20 protein-coding genes and 1 pseudogene are annotated in these 23506 nt (G+C 68.1%); 13 read left to right on the forward strand and 8 right to left on the reverse strand.

Going from position 1 to position 23506, the window contains the following annotated elements; translation table 11 throughout:
- Positions 1–2762 (reverse strand): exodeoxyribonuclease V subunit beta (locus tag N5E02_RS13460; protein WP_279946362.1); only part of this gene is annotated, 2762 nt, incomplete at its 3' end.
- The gene (gene recC / locus N5E02_RS13465) at positions 2759–6106 is read right to left on the reverse strand and encodes an exodeoxyribonuclease V subunit gamma (RefSeq protein WP_279946364.1); all 3348 of its coding nucleotides are present in this window, start codon (positions 6104–6106) and stop codon (positions 2759–2761) included. The genes recC and N5E02_RS13460, both read right to left, overlap by 4 nt.
- Positions 6107–6300: 194 nt before the next feature.
- Here recC and N5E02_RS13470 point away from each other — a divergent pair, with 194 nt between their 5' ends.
- The 6 genes and pseudogenes from N5E02_RS13470 to N5E02_RS13495 all read left to right on the forward strand — a co-directional run bounded on the left by N5E02_RS13470 (position 6301) and on the right by N5E02_RS13495 (position 10397).
- Positions 6301–7089 carry an ATP-binding cassette domain-containing protein gene (locus tag N5E02_RS13470; protein ID WP_014039019.1) on the forward strand — a complete coding sequence of 263 codons (789 nt, stop codon included), beginning with the start codon at positions 6301–6303 and terminating at the stop codon, positions 7087–7089.
- Positions 7089–7838 carry an MlaE family lipid ABC transporter permease subunit gene (locus N5E02_RS13475; RefSeq protein WP_005414955.1) on the forward strand — a complete coding sequence of 250 codons (750 nt, stop codon included), beginning with the start codon at positions 7089–7091 and terminating at the stop codon, positions 7836–7838. The genes N5E02_RS13470 and N5E02_RS13475 overlap by 1 nt, the downstream gene beginning before the upstream one ends.
- Before the next feature lie 59 nt (positions 7839–7897).
- A pseudogene (gene mlaD, locus N5E02_RS13480) lies at positions 7898–8362 on the forward strand (outer membrane lipid asymmetry maintenance protein MlaD); the annotation flags it as partial.
- 56 nt (positions 8363–8418) lie between these two features.
- Positions 8419–9081, forward strand: coding sequence for an ABC transporter substrate-binding protein (locus N5E02_RS13485; protein WP_053496740.1), 663 nt, complete (start codon positions 8419–8421; stop codon positions 9079–9081).
- Complete coding sequence (locus tag N5E02_RS13490; RefSeq protein ID WP_005421254.1) at positions 9071–9382, forward strand: STAS domain-containing protein; 312 nt, start codon at positions 9071–9073, stop codon at positions 9380–9382. Before N5E02_RS13485 ends, N5E02_RS13490 begins: the two co-directional genes overlap by 11 nt.
- A gap of 1 nt (position 9383) precedes the next feature.
- Positions 9384–10397, forward strand: coding sequence for a VacJ family lipoprotein (locus N5E02_RS13495; RefSeq protein ID WP_279946363.1), 1014 nt, complete (start codon positions 9384–9386; stop codon positions 10395–10397).
- Positions 10398–10482: 85 nt separating this feature from the next.
- Here the strand turns inward: N5E02_RS13495 and N5E02_RS13500 are convergent, their stop codons facing one another.
- The 3 genes from N5E02_RS13500 to rmuC all read right to left on the reverse strand — a co-directional run bounded on the left by N5E02_RS13500 (position 10483) and on the right by rmuC (position 13168).
- Positions 10483–11028, reverse strand: a complete 546-nt coding sequence (locus N5E02_RS13500) for a glutathione peroxidase (RefSeq protein ID WP_065179036.1) — start codon at positions 11026–11028, stop codon at positions 10483–10485.
- A 123-nt stretch (positions 11029–11151) separates the two neighbouring features.
- Complete coding sequence (locus N5E02_RS13505; RefSeq protein ID WP_065179037.1) at positions 11152–11547, reverse strand: hypothetical protein; 396 nt, start codon at positions 11545–11547, stop codon at positions 11152–11154.
- Between the two features lie 70 nt (positions 11548–11617).
- On the reverse strand, positions 11618–13168 hold the full coding sequence (rmuC, locus tag N5E02_RS13510) for a DNA recombination protein RmuC (protein ID WP_065179038.1): 1551 nt from the start codon (positions 13166–13168) through the stop codon (positions 11618–11620).
- 45 nt (positions 13169–13213) lie between these two features.
- Here rmuC and N5E02_RS13515 point away from each other — a divergent pair, with 45 nt between their 5' ends.
- Positions 13214–13819, forward strand: coding sequence for a glutathione S-transferase N-terminal domain-containing protein (locus N5E02_RS13515; RefSeq protein WP_164093363.1), 606 nt, complete (start codon positions 13214–13216; stop codon positions 13817–13819).
- Between the two features lie 70 nt (positions 13820–13889).
- On the opposite strand, the gene N5E02_RS13520 is transcribed toward N5E02_RS13515, so the two are convergent.
- Positions 13890–14897, reverse strand: a complete 1008-nt coding sequence (locus tag N5E02_RS13520) for a zinc-binding alcohol dehydrogenase family protein (protein WP_065186609.1) — start codon at positions 14895–14897, stop codon at positions 13890–13892.
- A gap of 91 nt (positions 14898–14988) precedes the next feature.
- Between N5E02_RS13520 and N5E02_RS13525 the strand changes: the two genes are divergently transcribed.
- From N5E02_RS13525 to N5E02_RS13540, 4 genes are all read left to right on the forward strand, one after another.
- Positions 14989–15960 (forward strand): LysR family transcriptional regulator, encoded by a 972-nt coding sequence (locus N5E02_RS13525; protein ID WP_065197167.1) that lies wholly within the window; start codon positions 14989–14991, stop codon positions 15958–15960.
- Between the two features lie 14 nt (positions 15961–15974).
- A complete protein-coding gene (gene leuE / locus N5E02_RS13530; protein WP_049417162.1) occupies positions 15975–16604 on the forward strand; it encodes a leucine efflux protein LeuE in 630 nt (209 codons plus the stop codon).
- The gene (locus tag N5E02_RS13535; RefSeq protein WP_235646180.1) at positions 16601–17020 is read left to right on the forward strand and encodes a hypothetical protein; all 420 of its coding nucleotides are present in this window, start codon (positions 16601–16603) and stop codon (positions 17018–17020) included. The genes leuE and N5E02_RS13535 overlap by 4 nt, the downstream gene beginning before the upstream one ends.
- A gap of 205 nt (positions 17021–17225) precedes the next feature.
- Positions 17226–18653, forward strand: a complete 1428-nt coding sequence (locus N5E02_RS13540; protein ID WP_005421234.1) for an amino acid permease — start codon at positions 17226–17228, stop codon at positions 18651–18653.
- A 93-nt stretch (positions 18654–18746) separates the two neighbouring features.
- Here the strand turns inward: N5E02_RS13540 and N5E02_RS13545 are convergent, their stop codons facing one another.
- Positions 18747–19988, reverse strand: coding sequence for a dipeptidase (locus N5E02_RS13545; RefSeq protein WP_164093364.1), 1242 nt, complete (start codon positions 19986–19988; stop codon positions 18747–18749).
- 138 nt (positions 19989–20126) lie between these two features.
- A complete protein-coding gene (locus tag N5E02_RS13550; RefSeq protein ID WP_049417152.1) occupies positions 20127–21296 on the reverse strand; it encodes a class I SAM-dependent rRNA methyltransferase in 1170 nt (389 codons plus the stop codon).
- A gap of 346 nt (positions 21297–21642) precedes the next feature.
- Here N5E02_RS13550 and N5E02_RS13555 point away from each other — a divergent pair, with 346 nt between their 5' ends.
- Positions 21643–22605: a TerC family protein gene (locus N5E02_RS13555; RefSeq protein WP_164093365.1), complete on the forward strand. Its 963-nt coding sequence runs from the start codon at positions 21643–21645 to the stop codon at positions 22603–22605.
- Positions 22606–22711: 106 nt separating this feature from the next.
- Positions 22712–23482: a rhomboid family intramembrane serine protease gene (locus N5E02_RS13560; protein WP_005421226.1), complete on the forward strand. Its 771-nt coding sequence runs from the start codon at positions 22712–22714 to the stop codon at positions 23480–23482.
- Positions 23483–23506 lie beyond the last annotated feature (24 nt).

A 23506-nucleotide genomic window follows, 5' to 3' on the forward strand; every position in this document is an offset into this window, starting at 1 on the left:
TGGGCCAGCTGGGTGAAGCTGTACACCCACCAGTCGTGCGGAACGCGCCGGGTCAGTGCACGCACCGCCGGAAGATCCCCTTCCACTTCGGCCGCCAGCTGCGGCAGCGCAGCCGGTACCTCACTGTCATCGATGCGCACATCGGCATGCGCGCGCAGCGCCTGCAGGTCACCCAGCAGCGGTGCCAGCCGCGTCCTGCCGAGCCCGGCCAGATCACCCACGGCGATCCACAGCGCGTGCTCGGCGCGGGTCAGGCCGACATACAGCAGGCGGGCATCCTCGGCACGCTGCTCGCGCTCGCGCTGCGCAGTGGCCGCTTCCCAGGCCTCGTCCTTGCCCAGCTTCCAGTGCAGCTGGCGCTGGCCGCCCACATGCACCGTGCAGTGCGAGGCGGTGTTGGGCGCACCGCCGTCGATGCCCACGAAGGGCAGGAACACCAGCGGGTACTCCAGGCCCTTGCTCTTGTGCAGGGTGATGATCTGCACGCGGCGCGCATCCGATTCCAGGCGCAGCAGCTGCTGCTCGTCATCCTGGTCGGCGCTGGCCATCTGGCCCTGCAGCCAGTCCAGCAGGCCGTGCATGCCCAGCGCCTGCGCCGAGGCTTCCTGCAGCAGTTCGCCCAGCTGCAGGTAGTTGGTCAGGCGGCGCTCGCCATCGATCAGCGCCAGCAGGCGCTCGCCCTGCGCGGCGCAGACGTCGGCGATCACCGCGAACGGGCCGCCGCGCTGCCAGCGCTCGCGCCAATGCAGCAGCTGCGCCTGGAACCCGCGTTGCAGGTCGCCCTCGTGCTCCATCGCCGCGATCGCACTGGCGCGCTGGCCGAGCAGCACTGTGGCCAGCGCTGCGCGCAGGCGACCTTCGTCAGCCGGCTGCAGCAGCGCCAGCAGCAGTGCACGCAGATCACGCGCTTCGCTGGTGGCGAACAGGCTCTGCTTGCCCGCTGCCACGGCAGGAATGCCGACCGCGGCCAGCGCGCGCTGCACCAGCGTGGCCTCGCGATGCGAACGCACCAGCACCGCGATGTCACCCGGCTGTACCGGGCGCCCACGCAGCACCGCATTGCCGGCGCGCGCCTCGACCAGGATCTGGTGGATCGCCGCCACACAGGCCTGGGCGGCTGCTTCGCGCGAGGCATCGGCACTCATCGCCTTGTCACCGCCACTGCGCAGCACGCGCAGAGTGAGTGCCGGGGCAGCATGGCCGTCGCGCTGGTAGTCCGCATCGCTGCGCACGCCACCGGGCCGCACCGGCTCGAACTGGATGCCACGCTCGAGGAAGGCGTCTTCGCCACCGTTGTCGTACAGCGCCTGCAGCGCGCGCAGCACGGCCGGTCGCGAGCGGAAGTTCTGGTCAAGCACCGGCGCCTGTTGCGCTACCCGCTTGGCCTTCAGGTAAGTGTGGATATCACCGCCGCGGAAACCGTAGATCGCCTGCTTGGGATCGCCGATCAGGAACAGCGCCGGTGCCAGGCCGAGCTCGCGCACTTCCGGTGAATCGCCGAACACGGTGTGGAAAATGCCCCACTGACGGTCGTCGGTATCCTGGAACTCATCGACCAGCGCGATGCGGTACTGCGCGCGCAGCTGCTTGACCAATGCCAGGCGCTGCGGGCCTTCCAGGGCCAGTGCGACGCCATCGATCAGATCGTCGTAGGTCTGCACCCGGCGGGTGCGCTTGAGCGCCTGAAGGCGCTGTCTGGCTTCGTCGCGAAGCACGTGCAGGAAGTTCAACGCGGTGGCACGGAGCCAGGCATCGCGTTCGGCCAGAAGCGCGACATAGCGGGCCAACGGCGCCTGCAATGGCGACGATGGCGTGCGCTCGGCGAATTTCTTGTTGGTCTTGGCTGCCAGCGCCTCCGGCAGCAGTGCCGGCAGGCGCTCGCTGGTCAGCAGCTCGCGCGGGTCGGCGCGTTCGGCCCAGCCCAGCAGTTGCCGGCCCAGCGGGTGCAGCCAGCCCAGCTTGTACGACACGCCGTTGATCCATTTGTTGTCGACCGCATCGCAGAGGTCGATGAAGAACTGCTCGCCATGCTCGCGCACGCTTGCGGACAGCTCTTCGGCAACACTCTGCAGGGCGGCCTGCGGATCGGGCAGCGCCACCGCCTGTGGCAACGGGTGCAGCGGCGGCGCGGCCAGCAGCGCGCGCAGATCGGCGGCCAGTGCGTCCGGGGTGGACCACAGCCAGGTCAGCGGTTCCAGCGTGGCCGGGTCATTGGCATATACCCGCCACAGGTCGGCCGCGAGCGCTTCCAGCAACTCACGGTCGCTGGCCAGCAGCTCCGGCGGATCAAAGGTGTGGCCGCTCTCCAGCGCATGCTCGCGCAGCACGCGGGTGCAGAAGCCATGGATGGTGAGGATGGACGCAAGGTCGATCTCATCGGCGGCGACCTGCAGGCGGCGCTTCAGTGCGGTGGCGCGCTCGGTACCTCCCTGCAGATGGCGCTGCAGCACCTCGCGGGTCAGCCGCACGTCCGGTGCTTCGCCTTCGACCGGTTCCAGATCGACCAGTCGCGCCGCCAGCGCCAGGCGCTCGCGGATGCGCTTGCGCAGTTCCTGGGTAGCCGCATCGGTGAAGGTCACCGCCAGGATCTGGCCGATGCGCAGGCCCTGCTCTACCACCAGGCGGGTAAACAGCGTGGCCAGGGTGAAGGTCTTGCCGGTACCGGCGCTGGCTTCGATCAGGCGGATGCCATCCAGCGGCAGGGCCAGATAGGGATCGACCGCCATGCACTGGGCTCGCTCATCGATGAAGGCGGGGCTCATGCGCTGCCCTCCTGGCGCGTTTCGGCGCCGAGGGTGCGGCCTTCGCGCACCGCGCTGAAGACCACCTGGCTGTTGCGCAGCAGGTCGGCATAACTGGCATCGGAGGCGAACGGGTCGGCCCCCCGCAGCAGCAGCTGCCAGGCGTCGCTGCTGGATTCACCCCAGCTGCGGTCGCTGCCGTGCCACTGCTTCCAGCCCTCGCTGCGCTGTTTCTCTGCCGGCGCGTTGTACAGCGCCCAGCCCGTATACGGGGCAAAGCGCAGCGGCTCACGCAGGCCGCGCTGGCGCAACTGCAGCAGCGCGCGCAGCGCCGCGCGTGCAGCAGGCGCGCTCAGTGCCGGCAGTACATGCGGGCCAGGACCGGCGTCGCCGCCATCGTGGAACTGCACAAGGGGCAGTGCGTCGCCGGCGGCGTTGGCCAGCAGCCAGTCCAGGCCCTGGCGGATCACTGCATTGCCATTGAGCGTGCCGGCGCGCAGCCGCACCAGGCCTTCGGGATGCCGATCGGCCACGCGGCCGTGCAGGCGCACGCCATCGATGTCCACTTCGTAGCGACGGCTTTCCAATGGCTCGCCCTGCATCCAGCCCAGCAGCGCACTGGCATACGGACGCGTCTTCAGCTGCTCCACCTCGAACTGGCGCTGGCCCAATGGACCGGACGGCAACAGGCCACGCGCGCGCAGCCGCGGGTACAACGGCTCGGTATCACCGCTGAGCGTGGCGCGCACCACCGCCGCCTGCACGCTGCGCTTTTCCGGGCCGCGCGATGACAGCACCAGCGGTTCCAGGTCATCAACTTCCCCGGCATCGTCGGCCAGGCGCAGACCCAGCGACTGTGCGAGGAACTGCCCGGCCGGGTCGCACAGGAAGCGGCGCAGGGTGTCGAGCGCGAGCTCGTCTTCCACGGCATCGTCGGGCGGCGGCGGCAGCGGGGCATCGAACCACGGCTGCAGGCCACCACGCTGGCCGGTGAGGCGGCCGGCAGCGGGATGCCATTGCCGCCGATAGCTGAAGCGGCGTGGATCACCCTCTCCGAACGCCGCCGGTGAGAACGGCTGCAGTGCATGGCGCACGGTAAAGTCGCGGACCGCCGCAGGCGGATCGAGGTGATACGCGGCGGCGGCATCGATCAGTTCACTGACCAGCACCGACGGCTCACGCACGCTGCCATCGCGTGGATCGGCGCCGAGGTAGCTGAGGTAGAACACCTCCTGCGCGGCGGCGAACAGCTGCAGGAACAGGAAGCGGTCGTCTTCGCGGGTGGAGCGATCGCCCGGGCGGCGGCGTGGCGTGTCCAGCTCGGCGGTGAGCTGGTTGAGGCCCGCGGCCGGGTCACGGCGCGGGAAATCGCCGTCATTGAGACCGAGCACGCAGATCACCCGGAACGGCAGCAGGCGCATCGGCACCATGCGGCCGAAACTGATGCCACCGGTCAGCAGCGGCGCGCGCGTATCGGCCTCGCCCAGTACGCCGGCGAAGTGCGAACGCACCACCTCAGGCGGCACGCCATCTTCGAAACCGGCCTTGGCGGCATCGTCGGCGAACTGATTCAGCAGCTTGCGCAGGCGCTCGAGGGCACGCTGGCTGTTGGGCGAGCTGGGCGCGGTCGGCAGCAGCGCGTCCAGCAGCGACAGCAGCCGTTGCCGCCACTGCGCCGGGGTCAGCAGCTCGCCGAGGCGACGCTGGTAGACCGCCAGCACGCGCAGCAGCCGCAGCAGCCGGTCCAGTGCTTCCAGCGCGCCGCCTTCCAGTTCGATCCACGGCGCCACGCCGGCCAGGTCCGCCTCGCTGCCGGTGGCGTGACCGAGCACCAGGCGGTCCAGTGCGAACTGCCAGGTGTAGGCGTCGTCGGCCGGCGCCTGGTGCTGGTTGCGGTGCTTCGCATCCAGGCCCCAGCGTGCGCCGGCCTGCTGCAGCCAGCCGTGCAGGCGATCGAAGTCCACCGCCTCCAGTCCGGCCGCTTCGGCCAGCGGCGCGCTGGCCAGCAGGTCCAGCACTTCGTTCAGGCCGAAACGCGAGACCGGCAGGCCCAGCAGGTGCACGAACACATCGGCCAGCGGCTCTCCTGCCAGTGGGCTGCTGTCGGCCAGCGCGTAGGGAATGTGCTCCTCCTCGCCGCCGCGGCCGCCGAACACTGCCTCCAGGTACGGCACATAGGGATCGATGTCCGGCGCCAGCACCGCGATCTCGCGCGCCTGCAGCGGCGGGTCGAAGCGAGGGTCCTGCAGCAGGCTGCGCAGCTGGTCGTGCAGCACCTGAAGCTCGCGCAGCCGGGTGTGGCAGGCATGCACCTGCAGGCTGGGGTCGTCGCTGCGCAGCCCATCGCGCAGCTCGCCCGAGGGCAACGCGCGGCGATGGAAAAGATCGCGCTGCAGGCGATGCAGCAGGCTGTCGGACAGGCCGCCTTCGTCAAGGGTCGGCCGGGTGTCTTCTTCCGGATCCGAATACGCGGCAATCTCGCCGGCCGGGTGCACCACCTCGTAGCTGCCCAGCACCGCCATGAAGTCGCGGCCGGCCGCACCCCAGGCCTCCAGCAGGCGGTTCTCACCGGCCGCTTCACCGAAGGGATCGGGCGCGCCGCTGCGCAGGCGCTCGGCCAGCGTCTGCAGGTCACCCCAGTACGACTGCACCGGAGTGGGCATATAGAAGTGCAGCTCGCCCACCCGCGCCTGGGTGGCCATCACCCGCAGCACGTCGGGCGAGATGTTGAGCGTCGCGAACGCGGACATCCGCGGTGGCAGGCCCTGCGGCAGCGGCTGGCCGGCACCCTCGAAGCGATCCAGGTACGCCTGGATGCGGCGCGCGCGGTAGTCGCGGCCATGGGCGATGGTGCGCCAGAGGATCGCCTGCGGGTCGGCCGGGTCGGCGCCGGCCTCCCAGCGCAGCAACCAGTCGCGGCGCCAGGCCTGGTACTTCTCGAACACCGACGCCAGTTCACCGGCCAGTGCCCACGGCTTCAGGGCGTCGCCGCCGGCAAGATAGGACTGCAGCGCGCGCATCGGTGGCTGCGCCAGCAGCGCCGGGTCGCGCAGTGCCTGGTACAGCTTCCAGTGCAGGCCCGCCGCGTCCAGGTCGTCGCGTTCGCCCGGCACATTGGCATTGAGTGCACGGGCAACGAACTCGCCCGGGGTCAGGAACTCGAGGTTGGCGGCCACGCCATACTCGGCAGCGAGTGTCGCTTGCAGCCAACGCCGCATCGCCACCTGCGGGATCAGCACCACCTCCGGCGCGAGCAACGGCTGGCCCGGAACCGGCTCACGCACGTTGCGCGCCAGCAGCGCAGCCAGCACGTCCAGGGAGTTGGAATGGTAGAGGCGGAAATCGCTGCCCGGGTCACTCATCATGTCATGCACAGTGTGCAGCACGGCAGGCAGTATTCAATGGCCCGCCCATCGCCGGTACGGATTGTTCCGCGCTGCCGGCCGATTGTCCCGGCCTGGCAAGGGTCTTGCCGTGCCACAATACTGGACCGTCCAGTCTGCTTATGTTCAGCCGATGGGCCCGATCCTTCGATGTCTAAAAAACGTTAATGGTGCCCATGTCGGCTTCCACCTCCAGTCTGGTGCAGTTATCCAACGTCCGCATCGACCGGAGCGGGCGCACGATCCTGCGCGACGTGTCGCTGCAGGTGCCCAAGGGCAGCATCACGGCCGTGCTGGGCCCGTCCGGCAGTGGCAAGTCGACCCTGCTGGCGGCACTGACCGGCGAACTGCGTCCGGTCGCCGGCGAGGTCACCCTGTTCGGCAAGCCGATCCCGCATGACAGCGGCGCGCTGCTGGAAATGCGCAAGAGCGTGGGTGTGCTGCTGCAGGGCAACGGCCTGCTGACCGATCTGACCGTCGCCGAAAACGTCGCGCTGCCACTGCGCACGCATACCCGCCTGCCGACCGCCGTGCTGCGCCGCCTGGTGGAAATGAAGCTGCATGCCGTGGGCCTGCTGGCCGCTGCCGATGCCTGGCCGCGCGAACTGTCCGGCGGCATGGCGCGCCGCGTCGCGCTGGCCCGCGCGCTGGCACTGGATCCGCCACTGATGATCTACGACGAGCCGCTGACCGGGTTGGACCCGATCGCCTCCGGCGTGATCATGAGCCTGATCCAGCGCCTCAACCACAGCCTGGGCCTGACCAGCATCATTGTCAGCCACCACGTGCACGAGACCCTGCCGATCTGCGACCAGGTGATCGCCATCGCCAATGGCGGCATCGTGTTCCAGGGCACGCCCGAGGCGCTGCAGTCCAGTCAGGACCCGCTGCTTCGGCAGTTCCTGCACGGCCAGCCCGATGGCCCCATTCCGTTCGATGCCGCGCCGCGCGCGAGGGTCGCCTGATGCCGTTCGTCCAAGCCACCCGCTCGCTGGGTCGCGCCGGCCTGTTCTCGCTGACCGTGCTGCGTGGTTCGCTGCCAACCCGTGATTTCCTGGCCGAGCTGACCCGCGAGATCTACAAGATCGGCGCACGCTCGCTGCCGATCATCGCCGTCGGTGGTGCCTTCGTCGGCCTGGTGCTGACCCTGCAGGGCTACCGCACGCTGACCACCTTCGGTGCGGCCGACGCGCTGTCGACCCTGCTCGGCCTGTCGCTGTACCGGGAACTGGCGCCGGTGCTGACCGCGCTGCTGTTCATCGGCCGCGCCGGCAGCTCGATCGCCGCCGAACTGGGCCTGATGCGCGCCACCGACCAGATCAAGGCACTGGAGCTGATGGCGATCGACCCGGTGGCCAAGGCCGTCGCGCCGCGCTTCTGGGCGGCGGTGCTGACCGTGCCGCTGCTGACCGGCATCTTCTGCTCGCTGGCGATCAGCGCCAGCTACTTCGAAGCGGTGCATGTGCTGGGCCTGGACAATGGCGTGTTCTGGTCGGCACTGCGCAACAGCGTCGATTTCTGGGATGACTTCGGCGTGGCGATGCTGAAGTCGGCGATCTTCGGCGGCACCGCAGCGCTGGTCGCCGCCTATGTTGGTTTCCACGCCGAGCCGACCATCGAGGGCACCTCGGTGGCGACCACCCGTGCGGTGGTCAATGCCTCGCTGCTGGTGCTGATGTTCAACTTCGTGCTGTCGGCAATGTTGTTCACCTAACCCCTCCACCGGCGGTGCGCAGGCGCGCGCGGCCACCACGACTCGATCAGGTAATCCACATGGCCATCCGCGGTCCCAGACTCGAATTCTCCGTCGGCGCATTCCTGCTGCTGGCCCTGGCCTCGCTGATGGTGCTGGCCGTGGCCTCGACCAACCAGCGCTGGAGCTGGGGCAGCCAGGGCTACGAGCTGAAGGCGCGCTTCTCCCAGGTCGGCCAGCTGCGCAAGCAGGCGCCGGTGAAGATCGGCGGCGTCACCGTCGGCCAGGTCGCCTCCATCGACCTGGATCCGGTGAAGTTCGAATCCATCGTGACCCTGCGCATGGACAGCAAGGTCAAGGACCTGCCGGCGGACACCTCGGCGGGCATCTTCACCAGTGGTTTGCTCGGCGAGAGCTATATCGGTCTGCAGCCGGGCGGTGACCCGGACGTGCTGAAGGCCGGTGACGAGATCGTCTTCACCCAACCGGCGGTGGACCTGATCCAGCTGGTCGGCAAGTACATGTTCAGTGGCGGCGCCGGTGGTGGCCCTGCCCAGAAGCCCAACGATGGCGCGCAGGCGCCTGCAACGGAACCGCAACCATGAAAATGAAACTGATTCCCGCCCTGCTCGCCTCGGCGCTGCTGATGGCCACCCCGTTCCTTGCCCAGGCCCAGGCGGCCGCCCCCGCCGCTGCCGCAGCGCAGGGCCAGGCCGGCAAGGTGGTGATCGATGCCAGCACGCGCATTCTCACCACGCTGCAGCAGCGCCGCAGCGAGTTCAGCAGCAACCCGGCCAGCCTGCGCAGCTACATCGACAGCGAACTGAACCGCACCTTTGACCGCGACTATGCGGCACGCCTGGTGCTGGGCCCGCACGCCCGCGGCGCCTCCGACGGCGACATCAAGCTGTTCGCCGATGCGATGGCCGACAGCCTGATGCAGCGCTACGGTTCGACCCTGCTCAACATCCAGGGCAAGCCGAGCTTCCGCCTGAAGGGTGAAAGCCCGCTGCCGGGCAACCGTGGCGTGCGCGTCAGCACCGAACTGGTGCGCGCCGGCAACGAACCGACCCCGGTCGAGTACTGGATGCGCAACGTGAACGGCCAGTGGAAGATCTTCGACGTCAACATCGAAGGCATTTCCTACGTGCAGACCTTCCGCAACCAGTTCGATACGCCCTTGCGCCAGAAGGGCATCAAGCAGGTGGCCAGCGAGCTGCACAGCGGCAGCCTGCAGGCCGGGCCGGCGGGCAATGGCAAGTAACGCACTGGCGCTGCTGGAAGGCGACACCCTGCGCCTGCGCGGGGTGCTCGACCGTGCCGCGGTGATTGCACTGTGGCCGCAACTGCAGGCCCTGCCAGCCCAGCTGGCGCGGCTGGAGCTGGGCGAGGTCGAGCGCGTGGACAGCGCCGGCCTGGCCCTGCTGGCCGAACTGGCCGCCCGGGCACGCAAGGCGGGCCATGCGCTGGCCATTTCCGGCGCGCCGGCCGGCTTCAACGAGCTGAGCGCAGCCTACCGGCTGTCGCCCGACCTGGACTTCAACGCTACTTCTGCTGCGAGCTGACATGAACGTCGTACGCACTTTCCCCCTGATCCTCCTGGCCACCGCCCTGACCGCCTGTGCCGGCAAGCCCGCGCGCAGCGACGCACCGGTCGCCAGCACCGTGGTCGCGCCCGGCCCTGCTGCCGAAGCGACGGCCGCAACGGCCGATACCGGGGTGGTCGGTACTGCTCCGGTCGCTCCCGTGGCCAACCCGGCAACGCCTGCCGCTGCGGTGCCGACAACTGCGCCGCAGGGCGCAGAGGCCAGCCCACCAAAGACCGCAGCATCCACCGCCGCCAGCGACGATGATTTCGACGCCCTGTATGGTGGCACCGGCAACACCGGCAGTGCCGCGGCTTACGATCCGTGGGAACCGTTCAACCGCAAGGTCCACAAGTTCAACAATGCGGTCGACCGCGGTGTGGCCCGCCCGCTGGCCACCACCTATACCCACGTGGTGCCACGTTTCGCGCGTACCGGCGTCAGCAACTTCTTCAGCAACCTGCGTGCGCCGGTGACCATCACCAACCAGCTGCTGCAGGGCCGCGGTGCCGATGCGTGGGACAGCCTCGGCCGCTTCCTGATGAACAGCACGCTGGGCATCGGTGGCCTGTTCGATCCGGCCAGCAAGGCGATGGTGCCGCGTCGCAATGAAGATTTCGGCCAGACCCTGGGAGCCTGGGGCTGGCGTCGTTCGCGCTACGTGGAACTGCCGTTCTTCGGCCCGCGTACCGTGCGCGATGTGTTCGGCCTGGCCGGTGACATCCCGTTGTCGCCGATCCGCCGCATCGAGGAAGACAAGGTCCGCATCGGCCTGCAGGGCCTGCAGCTGGTCGACACCCGCGCACAGCTGCTGGCGATCGATGATCTGCGCGACACCGCCGTGGACGAGTACTCGCTGGTGCGCGATGCGTGGATGCAGCGCCGCAACTACCAGATCGAGAACGACCTGCGCAGCAAGCGCGACCGCGGCCATGATGATGCCAATTCGCCGATCCCGGTCGATGCCATGCCGATGCCCAACTGGAGCAACTGATCGCTGCAGCCCGTGCATGAAAAAACCCCGCCTCGGCGGGGTTTTTCTTTTCCGGTAGGTGCCAACCTCGGTTGGCACGCTTTCCTCAGGCCGCCAGCGCGGCCTCGATGGCTTCGCGCAGGCGCGCGTCATCGGCAGCCACGTCCGGGGCGAAGCGCGCGATGACCTTGCCGTCGCGGCCAACCAGGAACTTCTCGAAGTTCCACAGCACCGCCGGTGCTGCGTGGATCGGAATCTCCTTGCTCGCCAGGCGCTCACGCAGCGGGCCTTCGCCGATCGACTGCGGCTGGGCGGCGGTCAGCCGCTGGTACAGCGGGTGGGTGTCCTCGCCAGCCACGCTGATCTTGGAGAACATCGGGAAACTGACGTCGTAGGTAAGCTGGCAGAACTGCTGGATCTCGGCCTCGCTGCCCGGCTCCTGGCCGAGGAAGTTGTTGGCGGGGAAGCCCAGCACTTCCAGGCCCTGCGCGTGCTTTTCCGCATACAGCGCCTGCAGGCCTTCGTACTGCGGGGTCAGGCCGCACTTGGAGGCGACGTTGACCAGCAGCAGCACCTTGCCCTGGTAGTCGGCAAGCGAGGACGGCTGGCCGTCGATGGTGGTGAGGGGAATGTCCTGGATCGGGGTGCTCACGCGGGGCTCCGGCTACGGCGGGAATGGCCCACCAGCATAGCGCCGCGCGCGCTGTTGTAGAGCCGAGCCCATGCTCGGCTGATGCCATGGCAGCCGAGCATGGGCTCGGCTCTACAGGCATCCTCAATCCACGCAGATCGTGCCCTGCGCCTTGCCGTCATCGATACGCTGGCGGCAACCGAAGTTCTGGCTGGCATCACGCTGGCAGGTACCGGACGCCACATCACCGGCCATTGCCTCGCCTGCGGCCAGGCACTGGCCCGTGCAGTCGCTTTTGCGGCTGCAGGCCTTGCCGGCGTCGGCATAGGGAATCACGCATTGCTCGCGCTGCAGCCGGCCGAGCCGCTGCAGGGTGCCACCGGCGGCCTGGCAGTCGACGTCGCGCGCTTCGCGATAGGCCTCGGCAGCTTCAGGGCTGGTGGCCGTGGCCTGCGCGGTCGTGTCCACGCTCGGTGGCGCGCTGCTGCAGGCAGCAAGCAGTGCGGTCAGGACAAGGCTGGTGCAAAGGGGCAGGCGCATCGTGGTACCGGATCGGGCGGGCAGGCCGCCAGCATACGCACCGGCGATGCAGGCGGCGTGTCGGCGCCGGTCAAGCCTCCTCGCCGTCGCTCGCCTCTTCCTCGGCCGTGGCATCTCCCTCGGCCAGGTCGCCGAGCAGCGACTGGGCCTGCTCGGCAGCCAGCGACTCGACACCCCGCAGGCGCCGTTCGATGGTGCGCGTCTTGCGGCTGGCCTCGCCGATGCTGCGCCCGACGGTGGTGATCTGCTTCTCGGCCTTCTCCAGGATGCCGGCGAACTTGCCGAACTCGCTCTTCACTGCGCCCAGCAGGCTCCATACCTCGCTGGAGCGCTGCTCGATGGCCAGCGTGCGGAAGCCCATCTGCAGGCTGTTGAGCAGCGCGGTGACCGTGGTCGGCCCGGCCACGACCACGCGGTGCTCGCGCTGCAGCAGATCGACCAGTCCCGGGCGGCGGATCACTTCGGCGTACAGCCCCTCGGTGGGCAGGAACATCACTGCGAAATCGGTGGTATGCGGGGGTGCGATGTACTTGTCGCAGATCGACTTGGCCTGCACGCGCACCGCGCGCTCCAGCTGGATGCCCTGCAGGCGCACGCCTTCGGCATCGCCCTGTTCCTGTGCGTCCAGCAGGCGCTCGTAGTCCTCGCGCGGGAACTTGGAGTCGATCGGCAGCCACACCGGCGTGTCGTCGCTGCTGCGGCCCGGCAGGCGCACGGCGATATCGACCATCTCGCCACTATCCGGGCGCACCCTCACCGCACGCGCGTACTGCTCCTGGGTGAGTGTCTGCTCGAGGATATTCTCCAGCTGCACTTCGCCCCAGCTGCCGCGGTTCTTGACGTTGGTCAGCACGCGCTTGAGGTCGCCCACGCCGGTGGCCAGCTGCTGCATCTCGCCGAGGCCACGCTGCACCTGTTCCAGGCGCTCGGAGACGAGCTTGAAGGAATTGCCCAGTCGCGTTTCCAGCGTCGACTGCAGCTTCTCGTCCACGGTGTGGCGCATCTGCTCCAGCTTCTGCGCGTTGTCGTTCTGCAGCGCGCGCAGCTGTTCCTCCAGCGTGGCACGCATCTCGGCGATGCGCTGCTCGTTGCGCTGTGTCAGTTCCTGCAGGCGCAGGCCCAGACTGTCGGTCAGGCGCTGCTGCGACAGCGCGCCCTCCTCGCGGCCCTTGCGTGCATCGTCCACCAGGGTCTGGCGCAGCGCCCCGAGCTGGGTATCGGTGCGCGCAGTGAGCTCCTGCAGCTGCTGGCCAAACGCATGGATGCGTGCCTCCTGCTGCTGGCCGAAGGTCTCCAGCTGGCCGCGCAGTTCCTGCAGCCGCTGCCCCATCAATGCTGCGCCGCGCTGCTGGCTGTCGGCCACTTCAGCGCGCGCTTTGCGGGCATCTTCGCCCAGCGCTTCGCGCAGCAGGTCCAGGCGCTGATCGGTGCGGGTGGACAGATCGGTCAGCGCGCGGGCGAAGCCATCGAGCTGTTCGCGCAGTTCGCTGCGCCCGGCGCGCGCCTCCTCGCGCACGGCCTGTTCCAAGCGTTCATGCGGCGGGCGGCGCAGCAGGGCGACCAGCTGCAGGATGAGCACGGCCAATAGAAGGCCGGCAATGAGCAGGTATTCGGTTTGCATGGGGCAAGTGTAGGCTGGCCGAGTCTCAGCTGCTGCGTCAGGACCATGCTCGCTCTGTACGGAAAGCCCACCTCCATCAACGTGCGCAAGGTGCTGTGGCTGTGCGCCGGCCTCGACCTGCCACTCCAACACGAGCCAGAACCACCGGCGGACCTGCTGGCCACGTTGAATCCGAACCGGCAGGTGCCGGTCCTGCGCGATGGCGGCTTCGTGCTGTGGGAATCGAACAGCATCTGCCGCTACCTGGCCGCACGTGCTGGCCGTGATGACCTGCTGCCCGGTACGGCGCAGGGCCGCGCCCGGGTCGAGCAGTGGATGGACTGGCAGGCCAGCGACCTCAACAGCGCCTGGCGGCACGTGTTCATGGCGCGCGTGCGGCGGCACCCAGACTACCCGGACGATGCCCGCGCCGAGGCCAGCCTGGCGCAGTGGAACCACTTGATGGGCGTACTCGACACACAATTGGCCGGTGGCCACTGCCACGTGACGGGCAACGCCTTCACCCTGGCCGACATCGTGCTCGGGCTATCGGCCCAGCGCTGGCGCAGCACGCCCGGCAACAAGCCCGTGCTGCCACACCTCTCGGCGTGGTTCGAACGGCTGCGCGAGCAGCCCGGTTTCACCACCCACGTCGACAACGGCGTGGCCTGAGGCAGGGGTCAGATCCCTTTCCCTGGGGGGAAAGGGATCTGACCCCAAGGGGGCGCGGGAACCGCCGGTGTTACCAGCCTTCCAGCACGATCTTGCCCTTGGCGCGCTGGCTTTCCAGCAGCGCGTGGGCGCGCCGCAGGTTGGCCGCGTCGATGCGCCCGAAGTGCTCGCCCAGGGTGGTCTGCAGCACGCCCGTATCGATCAGCTCGGCCACACGGTTCAACAGGTCGTGCTGGCGCTGCATGTCGGCGGTGCGGTACAGCGGCCGCGTGAACATCGACTCCCAGTGCAGTGACAGTGCCTTGCGCTTGAGCGCCATCACGTCCACCTGGCCCGGGTCATCGATCAGCCCCAGTTGGCCCTGCGGTGCCAGCAGTTCCACGATCTGCGCGTAGTACTGGTCGGAGTGGGTCAGGCTGGCGACATGCTGCACCTCGCTGATGCCGAGCCGCGCCAGTCCCTCGGCCAGCGGCAGGCTGTGGTCGATCACGTGGTGTGCCCCCATTGCGTACGTCCAGTCCTGGGTATCCGGGCGCGAGGCGGTGCCGATCACGGTCAGCCTGGTCAGCTTCCGTGCCAGCTGCACCAGGATCGAACCGACACCACCGGCAGCACCGATCACCAGCAGGGTCTGGCCTTCGCCACCACCCTCCGGGATGCGCAGGCGGTCGAACAGCAGCTCCCAGGCGGTGATTGCAGTCAGTGGCAACGCTGCGGCGGCGGCATCGTCGAGACTGGCCGGCTTGCGCCCGACGCTGCGCTCATCCACCAGCTGGTACTGCGCATTGCTGCCCGGGCGGTCGATGACGCCGGCGTAGTAGACCGCGTCGCCGGGCTGGAACAGGGTCACCTCGCTGCCCACCGCATCAACAATGCCGACCGCATCCCAGCCCAGCACGCGCGGGCCATCGGTGGCCACGCCGCGGCGGACCTTGGTGTCGACCGGGTTCACCGCCACCGCGCGTACCGCCACGCGCAGGTCACGCGGGCCGGGCTGCGGCAGTTCCAGTTCAATGTCGATCAGGGCCTGGGCATCATCGATCGGCAGGCCGGCTTGGGTGTAGGCAATGGCGCGCATGGCAGCGGTCCAGTGGGGAAGGAGGCGACAGGTTGCGCCGCGCGCGGTCCCTCGGAAAGGCGCAGAATCGGGCAGCACTTTCACTCTGGCGATGAAGATGATCCGCTTCGACGATCTGCAGCTGTTCGTCCGTACTGCCGCACTGGGCAGCTTCTCGCAGGCGGCCCGCGAAGCCGACCTGCTGCCGGGGCAGGTTGCTGCGGCGGTGGCGCGGCTGGAACGCGAGCTGGACCTGCGCCTGTTCGTGCGCACCACGCGCAGCCTGCGCCTGACCGGCGAGGGGGCGCTGTACCTGCCGTATGCGCAGGAGGTGCTGGCCACCCTCCGCGAGGGCCAGGCGCGCGTTCAGGGCGAAGACGCCGAACTGCACGGCACCCTGCAGCTGTCGGCGCCGTCGGACTTCGGTCGAAATCTGCTGCTGCCCTGGCTGAGCGCCTTTCGCGCCGCGCACCCCCGGCTGCGCCTGCACCTGCGCCTGTCCGACGAAGTGGCCGACGTGTTCCGCGACCCGGTCGACGTGGCCATCCGCATCGGCCACTTCGACGACGCCAACTACGTCGCCCTGCCCCTGCTGGAAGGCAATCGGCGCGTACTCGCGGCGTCGCCCGACTATCTGCAGCGGCGCGGCACGCCCACGCGCCTGGACGATCTGCGCGAGCATCATTGCCTGGTCTACCAGCTCAGTGGCCGCGCCTATGATCGCTGGTCGTTCGAGGTCGACGGGCGCCGTAGCGTGATTCCGGTGCGCGGCCCGCTGGTCTGCGATGACGCCGATGTGGTGCGGCGCTGGGCGGTGGCCGGCGAAGGCATCACCTACAAGTCCTGGCTGGACCTGCGCGAGGATGTGCTCGCAGGGCGCCTGCAGCTGCTGCTCGACGGCATCGGCAGCCACATACCGTTGCAGCTGGTCTGCCCGCACCGCAAGCAGTTCTCGCCGGCGGTGCGGCAGCTGCACGCGCAGCTGCGCCAGCACCTGCAACCTCTGCTGTCTGGCATGCCCGAGGGTCCTGCCGGCCCCCTGTCGCCGGTCCCGGCGCTGGCCGACAATGGCGGCCCCCCGTAAGAGAGAACGCCGCCATGCCGTGGATGGGCATCCAGGACCTGTGGACGTTTCTGGTCGCCGTGCTGGTGTTTCTCGCCCTGCCCGGCCCCGGTACCTTCACCCTGCTGACCGCCACCGGCCGTGGTGGCGTGCGCGGCGGCTACACCGCACTGGCCGGCCTGCTGGTCGGCGACCAGATCCTGATGTGGCTGGCGCTGGCCGGCGTGGCCGCGTTGCTCAAGGCCAACCCGCTGGTGTTCCACGCCGTGCAGTACCTGGGTGCGGCCTACCTGGTGTGGGTCGGCATCGGCCTGCTGCGCACACCGAAGCACGAGGGCGGTGATGCCGGCCCGATCCGCATGCAACCGGGCCGCTACTTCCAGCAGGCGATCCTGGTCAGCCTGCTCAACCCGAAGGCGATCCTGTTCTACATGGCCTTCCTGCCGTTGTTCATCGATCCCAAGGCACACCAGGGCATCGCCACCTTCGCGGCGCTGGCCGGCATCATCCTGGTGGTCAGCATCGCCTACTGTTCGATGCTGATCGGCGTGGGCAACCTGGCCCGTCGCCGGCTGATCCAGCACCCGCGGATCAGCGACGCGCTGCGCCGCGTGGCCGGCCTGTTCCTGGTGGGGTTCGGCATCCGGTTGGGGCTGAACGGATGAACGGGCGGCTGCCGCTGCTCGGCCTGGCCCTGCTGTTCGCCGGCACCGCCTCTGGCGCCACCGTACAGGACCATCGTTGCCTGACCGGCGGTCGCAACGGCAGCATCCACCTGGAATGGCGCTGGCTGGAGGACGGACAGTCCGACGTGCGCTACGCCGGCCAGCGCAAGCGCCTGCCCCTGCGCCGGATCTCGATGCAAACCACGGTGCTGGCCGAAGATCGCCCGTACCAGTTTGACAGCGTCTGGGAAGAGCGCATCGATGGCCGCCTCAACGGCCGCTACCTGTTGAGCACCCAGGGCGCGCTGGTGCTGGATCTGCGATACGAAGGCGCCCGCGACGGCCACAGCACGACCTTCCACGACGACCCCGAAGCTTGGCAGGAGGATGGCTGCCATTGGCCGCGATCACCCTGACCCTCGGTTTGCCCTGCCAGCTGGACGATCGTAGGACGAGTTCGATTTGTTGCTCAGATTGTGCTGATTTCGTCATCATTGACGGCGTTCAGCCTCCATCAGCGACGCATCCAACCCGGGTATGACCCCCGTCAGTGGTAATGCTGCGCTGCGTTCGGTCACACTCGGGAACTTGTCGTTCTTAGTCACCCCTTCCGAGGCCTGCATGTCCCTGTTCCGGCGCAAGTCCCTAGATTCCGTCACCGTCCACGAAGCCGGCAGGCGCCTGATCCCGACGCTCAGCTGGCCGCACCTGATCGCGCTGGGCATCGGCGCCATCGTCGGTACCGGCATCTATACGCTGATCGGCGTGGGTGCCAACCTGGCCGGCCCGGCCGTGCTGATCTCCTTCGCGATTGCCGGTGCGGTCTGCGCCTGCGCGGCACTGTCCTACGCCGAACTGTCGACGATGATGCCGGCCGCCGGCAGTGCCTACACCTACAGCTACAGCGCGCTGGGCGAGGTATTCGCCTGGGTTGTGGGCTGGAGCCTGATCCTGGAGTACTCGCTGGTGGTGAGTACGGTGGCGGTGGGCTGGTCAGGCTACTTCGTCGGCTTCCTCGAATGGGTCCATACCCAGTTCGGCTGGAATGTGCACCTGCCGGCCTGGCTGGCCGCCGGCCCGCACGTGGAAGGCGGCATGATCAACCTGCCGGCGATCATCATCACCTGGCTGGTGGCCGGCATGCTGATGGCCGGCACCAAGGAAAGCGCCACGCTCAACGCCATCCTGGTGGTGTTCAAGCTGATCGCGCTGGCCATCTTCGTCGCCGTGGCCCTGCCCGCCTTCGACAGCGCCAACCTGCAGCCGTTCATGCCGTACGGCTTTGCCAAATCGATGGGCCCCGACGGCGTCGAGCACGGCGTGATGGCGGCGGCAGCCATCATCTTCTTCGCCTTCTACGGCTTCGATGCGATCTCCACCGCCGCCGAGGAGACCAAGAACCCGGGCCGCGACCTGTCGATCGGCATCATCGGTTCGATGATCGGCTGCACCATCGTCTACGTGCTGGTGGCGCTGGCGGCCGTCGGTGCGATGAGCTACGCGGTGTTCGGCCACAGCGCCGAGCCGCTGGCGCTGATCATGCGCCAGCTGGGCCATCCGACCGCGGCAATGGTGATCGGCGTGATCGCGATCATCGCCCTGCCGACGGTGCTGCTGGCCTTCCTGTACGGCCAGAGCCGCATCTTCTTTGTGATGAGCCGCGATGGCCTGCTGCCGCGTGGCCTGTCCAAGGTCAACGCACGCACCGGCACGCCGGTGGCGACCACACTGTTCACTGCGGTGGTGGTGTCGGCGCTGGCTGGTGTGGCGCGCCTGGACGAGATCGCGGCGCTGGCCAATGCCGGTACCCTGGCCGCGTTCACTGCGGTGGGCATCTGTCTGGTGGTGCTGCGCCTGCGCGAGCCGAACCGCGAGCGCACCTTCCGCACGCCGGTGGCTTTCGTGGTCGGCCCGCTGGCCGCACTGGGCTGCATCTACCTGTTCATCAGCCTGCCGCACACCACTCAGCTGTACTTCCTGCTGTGGAACGTGGTCGGCCTGGTGTTGTACTTCCTGTACAGCCGCCGCCACGCACTGATCGCGAAGTAACCGGCTCGCCGGTAGTGCCGGCCGCTGGCCGGCACCTCGCATCCTGTTGATACGAGCAATGCCGGCCAGCGGCCGGCACTACCGCAGGGCGCTTCAACCGCCCTGCTTTGCAGCGTAATCCTGCGCCTGGCGCATCACCCGCAGCAGGTTGCCGCCCCAGATGCCGGCAATCTGCTTCTCGGTATAGCCCTTGCGCAGCAGCCACGCGGTGATCTTCGGCAGCTGGCTGACATCGGGCAGGTCACTCAGTCCGCCACCACCATCCCAGTCCAGGCCGATGCCCACATGTTCCGGGCCGACCACCGTGAGGATGTGCTCGAAGTGGGCGAAGAAGTCGTCCAGGCTGGCGTGGCGCACCGGGTGCTCGTGGTCCAGCGCCTGCTCGGCCTTCAGCAGCGCAACGCCCTGTTCGATGCCCATGCCTTCCCAGCCGCCCAGCTGCTTGCTCAGCGCTTCCTCGGCCTGCTTGCGCTCGGGCGTCTTTGCGGTGTCGATCAGGTAGCCGCCATAGGCGTTCACCTGGATCACGCCGCCGGCCTTGGCCAGTTTGCGCAGGCGCGCATCGTCGAGATTGCGCGGATGGTCATAGACCGCCTTGGCCGAGCTGTGCGACAGCACGAACGGCACCGGCATCATTGCCAGCAGGTCGTCGAACACCGCGTCCGAGGCGTGCGACTGGTCGATCACGATGCCCAGCTTCACCGCCTCCCGCACCAGCTCCTTGCCGGCCGGGCTAAGTCCTTTCCATTCCGCGCCCTTGGGATCGGTGGCCGAATCGGCGAACTCGTTGTTGGCGAAGTGCACGGTGCTGAGCAGGCGCAGGCCGGCGCGGTGATAGAACGACAGCAGGCTGGGGTCGGCCACCAGCGGGCTGGCGTTTTCCATGCTGATGTAGACCACGCGCTTGCCGGCAGCCTTGATCCGCGCTGCGTCATCGGCGGTCAGTGCCAGCGCGAAGCGCTCGGGATTGGCCGCCAGCATCTCGCGGATTTCCATCAGTCGCTGCAGGCCGTGGTCACGCTCGGCCAGATGGGCGGTAGCGGTGCGGTCGCCCTGGTCGGTGTAGATCGCCCAGAAACCGCCGTCCAGCGCGCCTTCGACCATGCGCGGGTAGTCGACCTGCGAAAGGGCGTTGCGGTCGTGGCGTTGCTCGATGTCGAAACCGCTGCGACCAAAGTTGGCCGGCGTATCGAGGTGGCTGTCGAGCGTGACCAGGCGTTGCTGCAGGGATTTGGCGCGGGCCAGCTCCTGCGCGCTGAACTCGATGGCGTGGACGGACAGCGGCGCGCACAGCGCCAGGGCGAGCACGACGGACAGGTGGCGCAACGATGGCATGGGCTCTCACCGGCATGGGGAAGAGCCCGACCATAGCGCCGTGGCCGCGCATTGGGTAGCGCCGGGCCACGCCCGGCGGATCTTGAGGCTGTCAGGCAGATCAGCCGAGCATGGGCTCGGCTCTACAGCGTCCTGCGGTCAATCCACTACGCGGCAGAACACGGCCTTGAGATAACGCGATTCCTGCACGTGGGCCATGAACGGATGGTCCGGACCGGCGCCGGCCACCTTCAGGATTTGGATCGTGCGGCCGGAGAAATAGGCCGCGCGGCGCAGCATGTCGAGGAACTGGTCCTCGGCCACCAGGCCGGTGCAGGAGAAGGTGGCGAACAGGCCGCCCGGCTTGACCACGCCCAGCGCCAGCTTGTTCATGTCCAGGTACTTCTTCAGTGCGGTGATGACCTGGTCGCGGTCGCGGGTCATCTTCGCCGGGTCCAGGATCACCACGTCGTACTGCTCACCGCGGTTGGCGGCGTCGCGCAGCCACGGGAAGATATCGGACTGGATGAACTTCGGACGCACGTTGTTCAGGCGCGAATTGCCCTTGGCGATCTGGATCACGTCCTCGTCGATGTCGATGCCGATCACTTCCGAAGCACCACGCGCCGCCGCGTACACGGCAAAACCGCCGGTGTTGCAGCACAGGTCGAGCACGCTCTTGCCTTCCACCTGCTGGCTCAGCCACTCGCGGTTCTCGCGCTGGTCGGCGAAGAAACCGGTCTTGTGCGCACCGGCCGGGTCGGCGCGGAACTTGATGCCGTACTCGGTGATCACCGACGCTTCGGTGGTGGTGTTGCCGTGGAAGTCGAAGCTTTCCTGCTTCTGCACGTGCTCGTCGGCGAAGCTGTGGAAGCGGCAGCCGGGGAACTGCTCGCGCAGCGCATCGTAGATCCATTCGCGGTGGCGGAACATGCCGGCGGCGAAGAACTCGACCACCACGAGGTCGCCGTAGCGGTCCACCACCAGGCCGGACAGGCCGTCGCCTTCACTGTGCACGACGCGCCAGGCATCGGACACCGCATCGAGCTTGAGTACCTCACGGCGCAGCGACACTGCCTGGGCGATCTTGCGCGAGAACCAGCCGGCATCCACCGGTACGTTCTGGTCGGTTTCAAGGATGCGCACGGCAATGCGCGAGTGCCCGTTGTAGAACCCGCGGCCAATGAACTCGCCATCGATGCCGACCACGTCGACGATGGAACCGGGCTTGGGCCGGACGGTCGGCTTCTCGACCAGTTTCTGGAAGATCCACGGGTGGCTGGAGCGCCACGCATTCTTGAGGCGGACAATCGGAAGGGGGGTATTCATCCACCCATTGTAAACCGGGCGCCGGGGTCGGATCCCCGCAGGGGCTCTGACCCCAGTGTGGCGACGATGAGGTCGGAGCCCCTTTGGGGATCCGACCCCTGGCCTCCCCATTTGACGGCGGCGGGGCCAGACGGCAGAATCGGCGCCAGAAGGGGAGTAGCTCCCAGACGTTGTCGCCGTCATTTCGAGCCCGCAGGCTCCGGTGCAACGGCAGTTCCAGCCGACTGGAACTGCGAGCGAGACCTTCGCCGTACTGGCGAAGCTCTGTCCCTGGATCCCCTCCCGATCCTCCGTTGCAGATCCTCGCCGTCCGGCCTGGCATTCATCTTTCCAACGGACATTCCCAATGCAGACGATCGGTAACGTGTGGTTGTGGGGCGGCTTCGCAGCGGTGGTGGTCATCGCCCTGCTGGTCGACCTCGTGTTGATGCGCCATGGTGGACCGCACAAGGTCACCTTCAAGGAGGCCCTGTGGTGGTCCATCGGCTGGGTCGCGCTGGCCCTGCTGTTCAACGCCGGCCTCTGGTACTACCTGAATGAGACCGCCGGCCAGGTCGTGGCCAACAAGGTCGGCCTCGAGTTCCTGACCGGCTACCTGGTCGAGAAGGCGCTGGCGGTCGACAACATCTTTGTCTTCCTGATGATCATGAGCTACTTCGTGGTGCCGGAAGAGCAGCGCCAGAAGGTGCTGATCATCGGCATCCTGGGTGCGATCGTGCTACGTACGATCATGATCTTCGCCGGTAGCGTGCTGATCAGCCAGTTCCATTGGCTGCTCTACGTGTTCGGTGCCTTCCTGCTGTTCACCGGCTGGAAGATGTGGTTCGCCGCCGGCCAGGAGCCGGACCTGGAGACCAATCCGGCCCTGCGCTGGATGCGCAAGCACCTGCGCCTGCTGCCGGACTACGCCGGCAACGCGCTGAGCGTGAAGCGTGATGGCGTGCGCTGGTTCACCCCGCTGTTCGCGGTGCTGATCCTGATTGCGGTCACCGACGTGATCTTCGCCGTGGACAGCATCCCGGCAATCTTCGCGATCACCACCGACCCGTTCATCGTGCTCACCTCCAACGTGTTCGCGGTGCTGGGCCTGCGCGCGATGTTCTTCCTGCTGGCCGGCATGGCCGACCGCTTCCACCTGCTGCCGTACGGCCTGGCGCTGGTACTGGGCTTCATCGGCATCAAGATGATGATCATCGATCTGTTCAAGATCCCGACCCCGGTCTCGCTGGGCGTGGTCGCGGTGATCATCGCCGCCACCGTGGTGCTGAGCCTGAAGTACCCGCCGAAGGAAGGCGAAGGCCAGGCCTGAGCCTGACCCGTTGAACGGTGCGGCCGGTGGGATTGTCCCGCCGGCCGCCTCCACTCTCCCGTTACGGTGGCCTTGGTTTCGCGCCAGTCACCGCCATTGCTGAGGTATGGACAACAACGCGCCCCTGCCCGCCGGCGACGTGCCGCCCCCCCGCAATGATCGCTCGCGCATCCTGCGGGCGTTCAATGTCAGCCTGGCCGCCGTGCTGGTGCTGGTGGCCGTGTTCGCCCTGCAGGGCACGTTCGACTGGCGACCGTGGGCGGTCGCACCGCTGGAAGCCAAGGGCCTGCTCGGCCTGATCGGCGGCCCGATGCTGCATGCCTCGGTCGAGCATATCGCCGCCAACAGCATCGCCATCCTGATCCTCGGCACGCTCGCCGGCAGCGTGTATCCGAAGGCCACCGTACGCGCGCTGCCCCTGCTGTGGCTGGGTTCGGGCCTCGGCGCGTGGATGCTGGGCAATCCGGGCAGCGTGCACCTGGGCGCCAGTGGCGTGACCCACGGCCTGATGTTCCTGCTGGCCAGCCTCGGCCTGCTGCGCCGCGACCGTGCGGCGATCGCCACCGGTCTGATCGGCATGCTGTTCTACGGCGGCATGCTGATGACCATCCTGCCGCACGCCGATGGTGTGTCCTGGCAGTCGCACATGGGCGGCGCCTTCGCCGGCATCATCGCCGCGCTGCTGTTCCGCAACGCCGACCCACTGCCACCGCGCCAGCGCTACAGCTGGGAAGACGAAGAAGACGAGGCCGAGCCGCTGTCCGACGACGAACTGGAGCCGCCGTCACCGCAGCGCGTTCCGGTATTGTGGCAGCCGCGCGAGGGCCAGGACTACGTGGTGATCCCGTTCCGCCGCCCGGACGAACCGCGCGGTTGAGGTGAGGGTGGTACCGGCCGCTGG

This window comes from Stenotrophomonas sp. GD03777 (assembly GCF_029842485.1).
In the GTDB taxonomy this organism is placed as follows: domain Bacteria; phylum Pseudomonadota; class Gammaproteobacteria; order Xanthomonadales; family Xanthomonadaceae; genus Stenotrophomonas; species Stenotrophomonas sepilia.

Excerpts from the sequence above, each read along its gene's own strand:
- recC (WP_279946364.1), bottom strand. The coding sequence starts at position 6,106 with ATGATGAGTGACCCGGGCAGCGATTTCCGCCTCTACCATTCCAACTCC.
- N5E02_RS13470 (WP_014039019.1), top strand. The coding sequence starts at position 6,301 with ATGTCGGCTTCCACCTCCAGTCTGGTGCAGTTATCCAACGTCCGCATC.
- N5E02_RS13475 (WP_005414955.1), top strand. The coding sequence starts at position 7,089 with ATGCCGTTCGTCCAAGCCACCCGCTCGCTGGGTCGCGCCGGCCTGTTC.
- N5E02_RS13485 (WP_053496740.1), top strand. The coding sequence starts at position 8,419 with ATGAAAATGAAACTGATTCCCGCCCTGCTCGCCTCGGCGCTGCTGATG.
- N5E02_RS13490 (WP_005421254.1), top strand. The coding sequence starts at position 9,071 with ATGGCAAGTAACGCACTGGCGCTGCTGGAAGGCGACACCCTGCGCCTG.
- N5E02_RS13495 (WP_279946363.1), top strand. The coding sequence starts at position 9,384 with ATGAACGTCGTACGCACTTTCCCCCTGATCCTCCTGGCCACCGCCCTG.
- N5E02_RS13505 (WP_065179037.1), bottom strand. The coding sequence starts at position 11,547 with ATGCGCCTGCCCCTTTGCACCAGCCTTGTCCTGACCGCACTGCTTGCT.
- rmuC (WP_065179038.1), bottom strand. The coding sequence starts at position 13,168 with ATGCAAACCGAATACCTGCTCATTGCCGGCCTTCTATTGGCCGTGCTC.
- N5E02_RS13515 (WP_164093363.1), top strand. The coding sequence starts at position 13,214 with ATGCTCGCTCTGTACGGAAAGCCCACCTCCATCAACGTGCGCAAGGTG.
- N5E02_RS13520 (WP_065186609.1), bottom strand. The coding sequence starts at position 14,897 with ATGCGCGCCATTGCCTACACCCAAGCCGGCCTGCCGATCGATGATGCC.
- N5E02_RS13525 (WP_065197167.1), top strand. The coding sequence starts at position 14,989 with ATGAAGATGATCCGCTTCGACGATCTGCAGCTGTTCGTCCGTACTGCC.
- leuE (WP_049417162.1), top strand. The coding sequence starts at position 15,975 with ATGCCGTGGATGGGCATCCAGGACCTGTGGACGTTTCTGGTCGCCGTG.
- N5E02_RS13535 (WP_235646180.1), top strand. The coding sequence starts at position 16,601 with ATGAACGGGCGGCTGCCGCTGCTCGGCCTGGCCCTGCTGTTCGCCGGC.
- N5E02_RS13540 (WP_005421234.1), top strand. The coding sequence starts at position 17,226 with ATGTCCCTGTTCCGGCGCAAGTCCCTAGATTCCGTCACCGTCCACGAA.
- N5E02_RS13545 (WP_164093364.1), bottom strand. The coding sequence starts at position 19,988 with ATGCCATCGTTGCGCCACCTGTCCGTCGTGCTCGCCCTGGCGCTGTGC.
- N5E02_RS13550 (WP_049417152.1), bottom strand. The coding sequence starts at position 21,296 with ATGAATACCCCCCTTCCGATTGTCCGCCTCAAGAATGCGTGGCGCTCC.
- N5E02_RS13555 (WP_164093365.1), top strand. The coding sequence starts at position 21,643 with ATGCAGACGATCGGTAACGTGTGGTTGTGGGGCGGCTTCGCAGCGGTG.
- N5E02_RS13560 (WP_005421226.1), top strand. The coding sequence starts at position 22,712 with ATGGACAACAACGCGCCCCTGCCCGCCGGCGACGTGCCGCCCCCCCGC.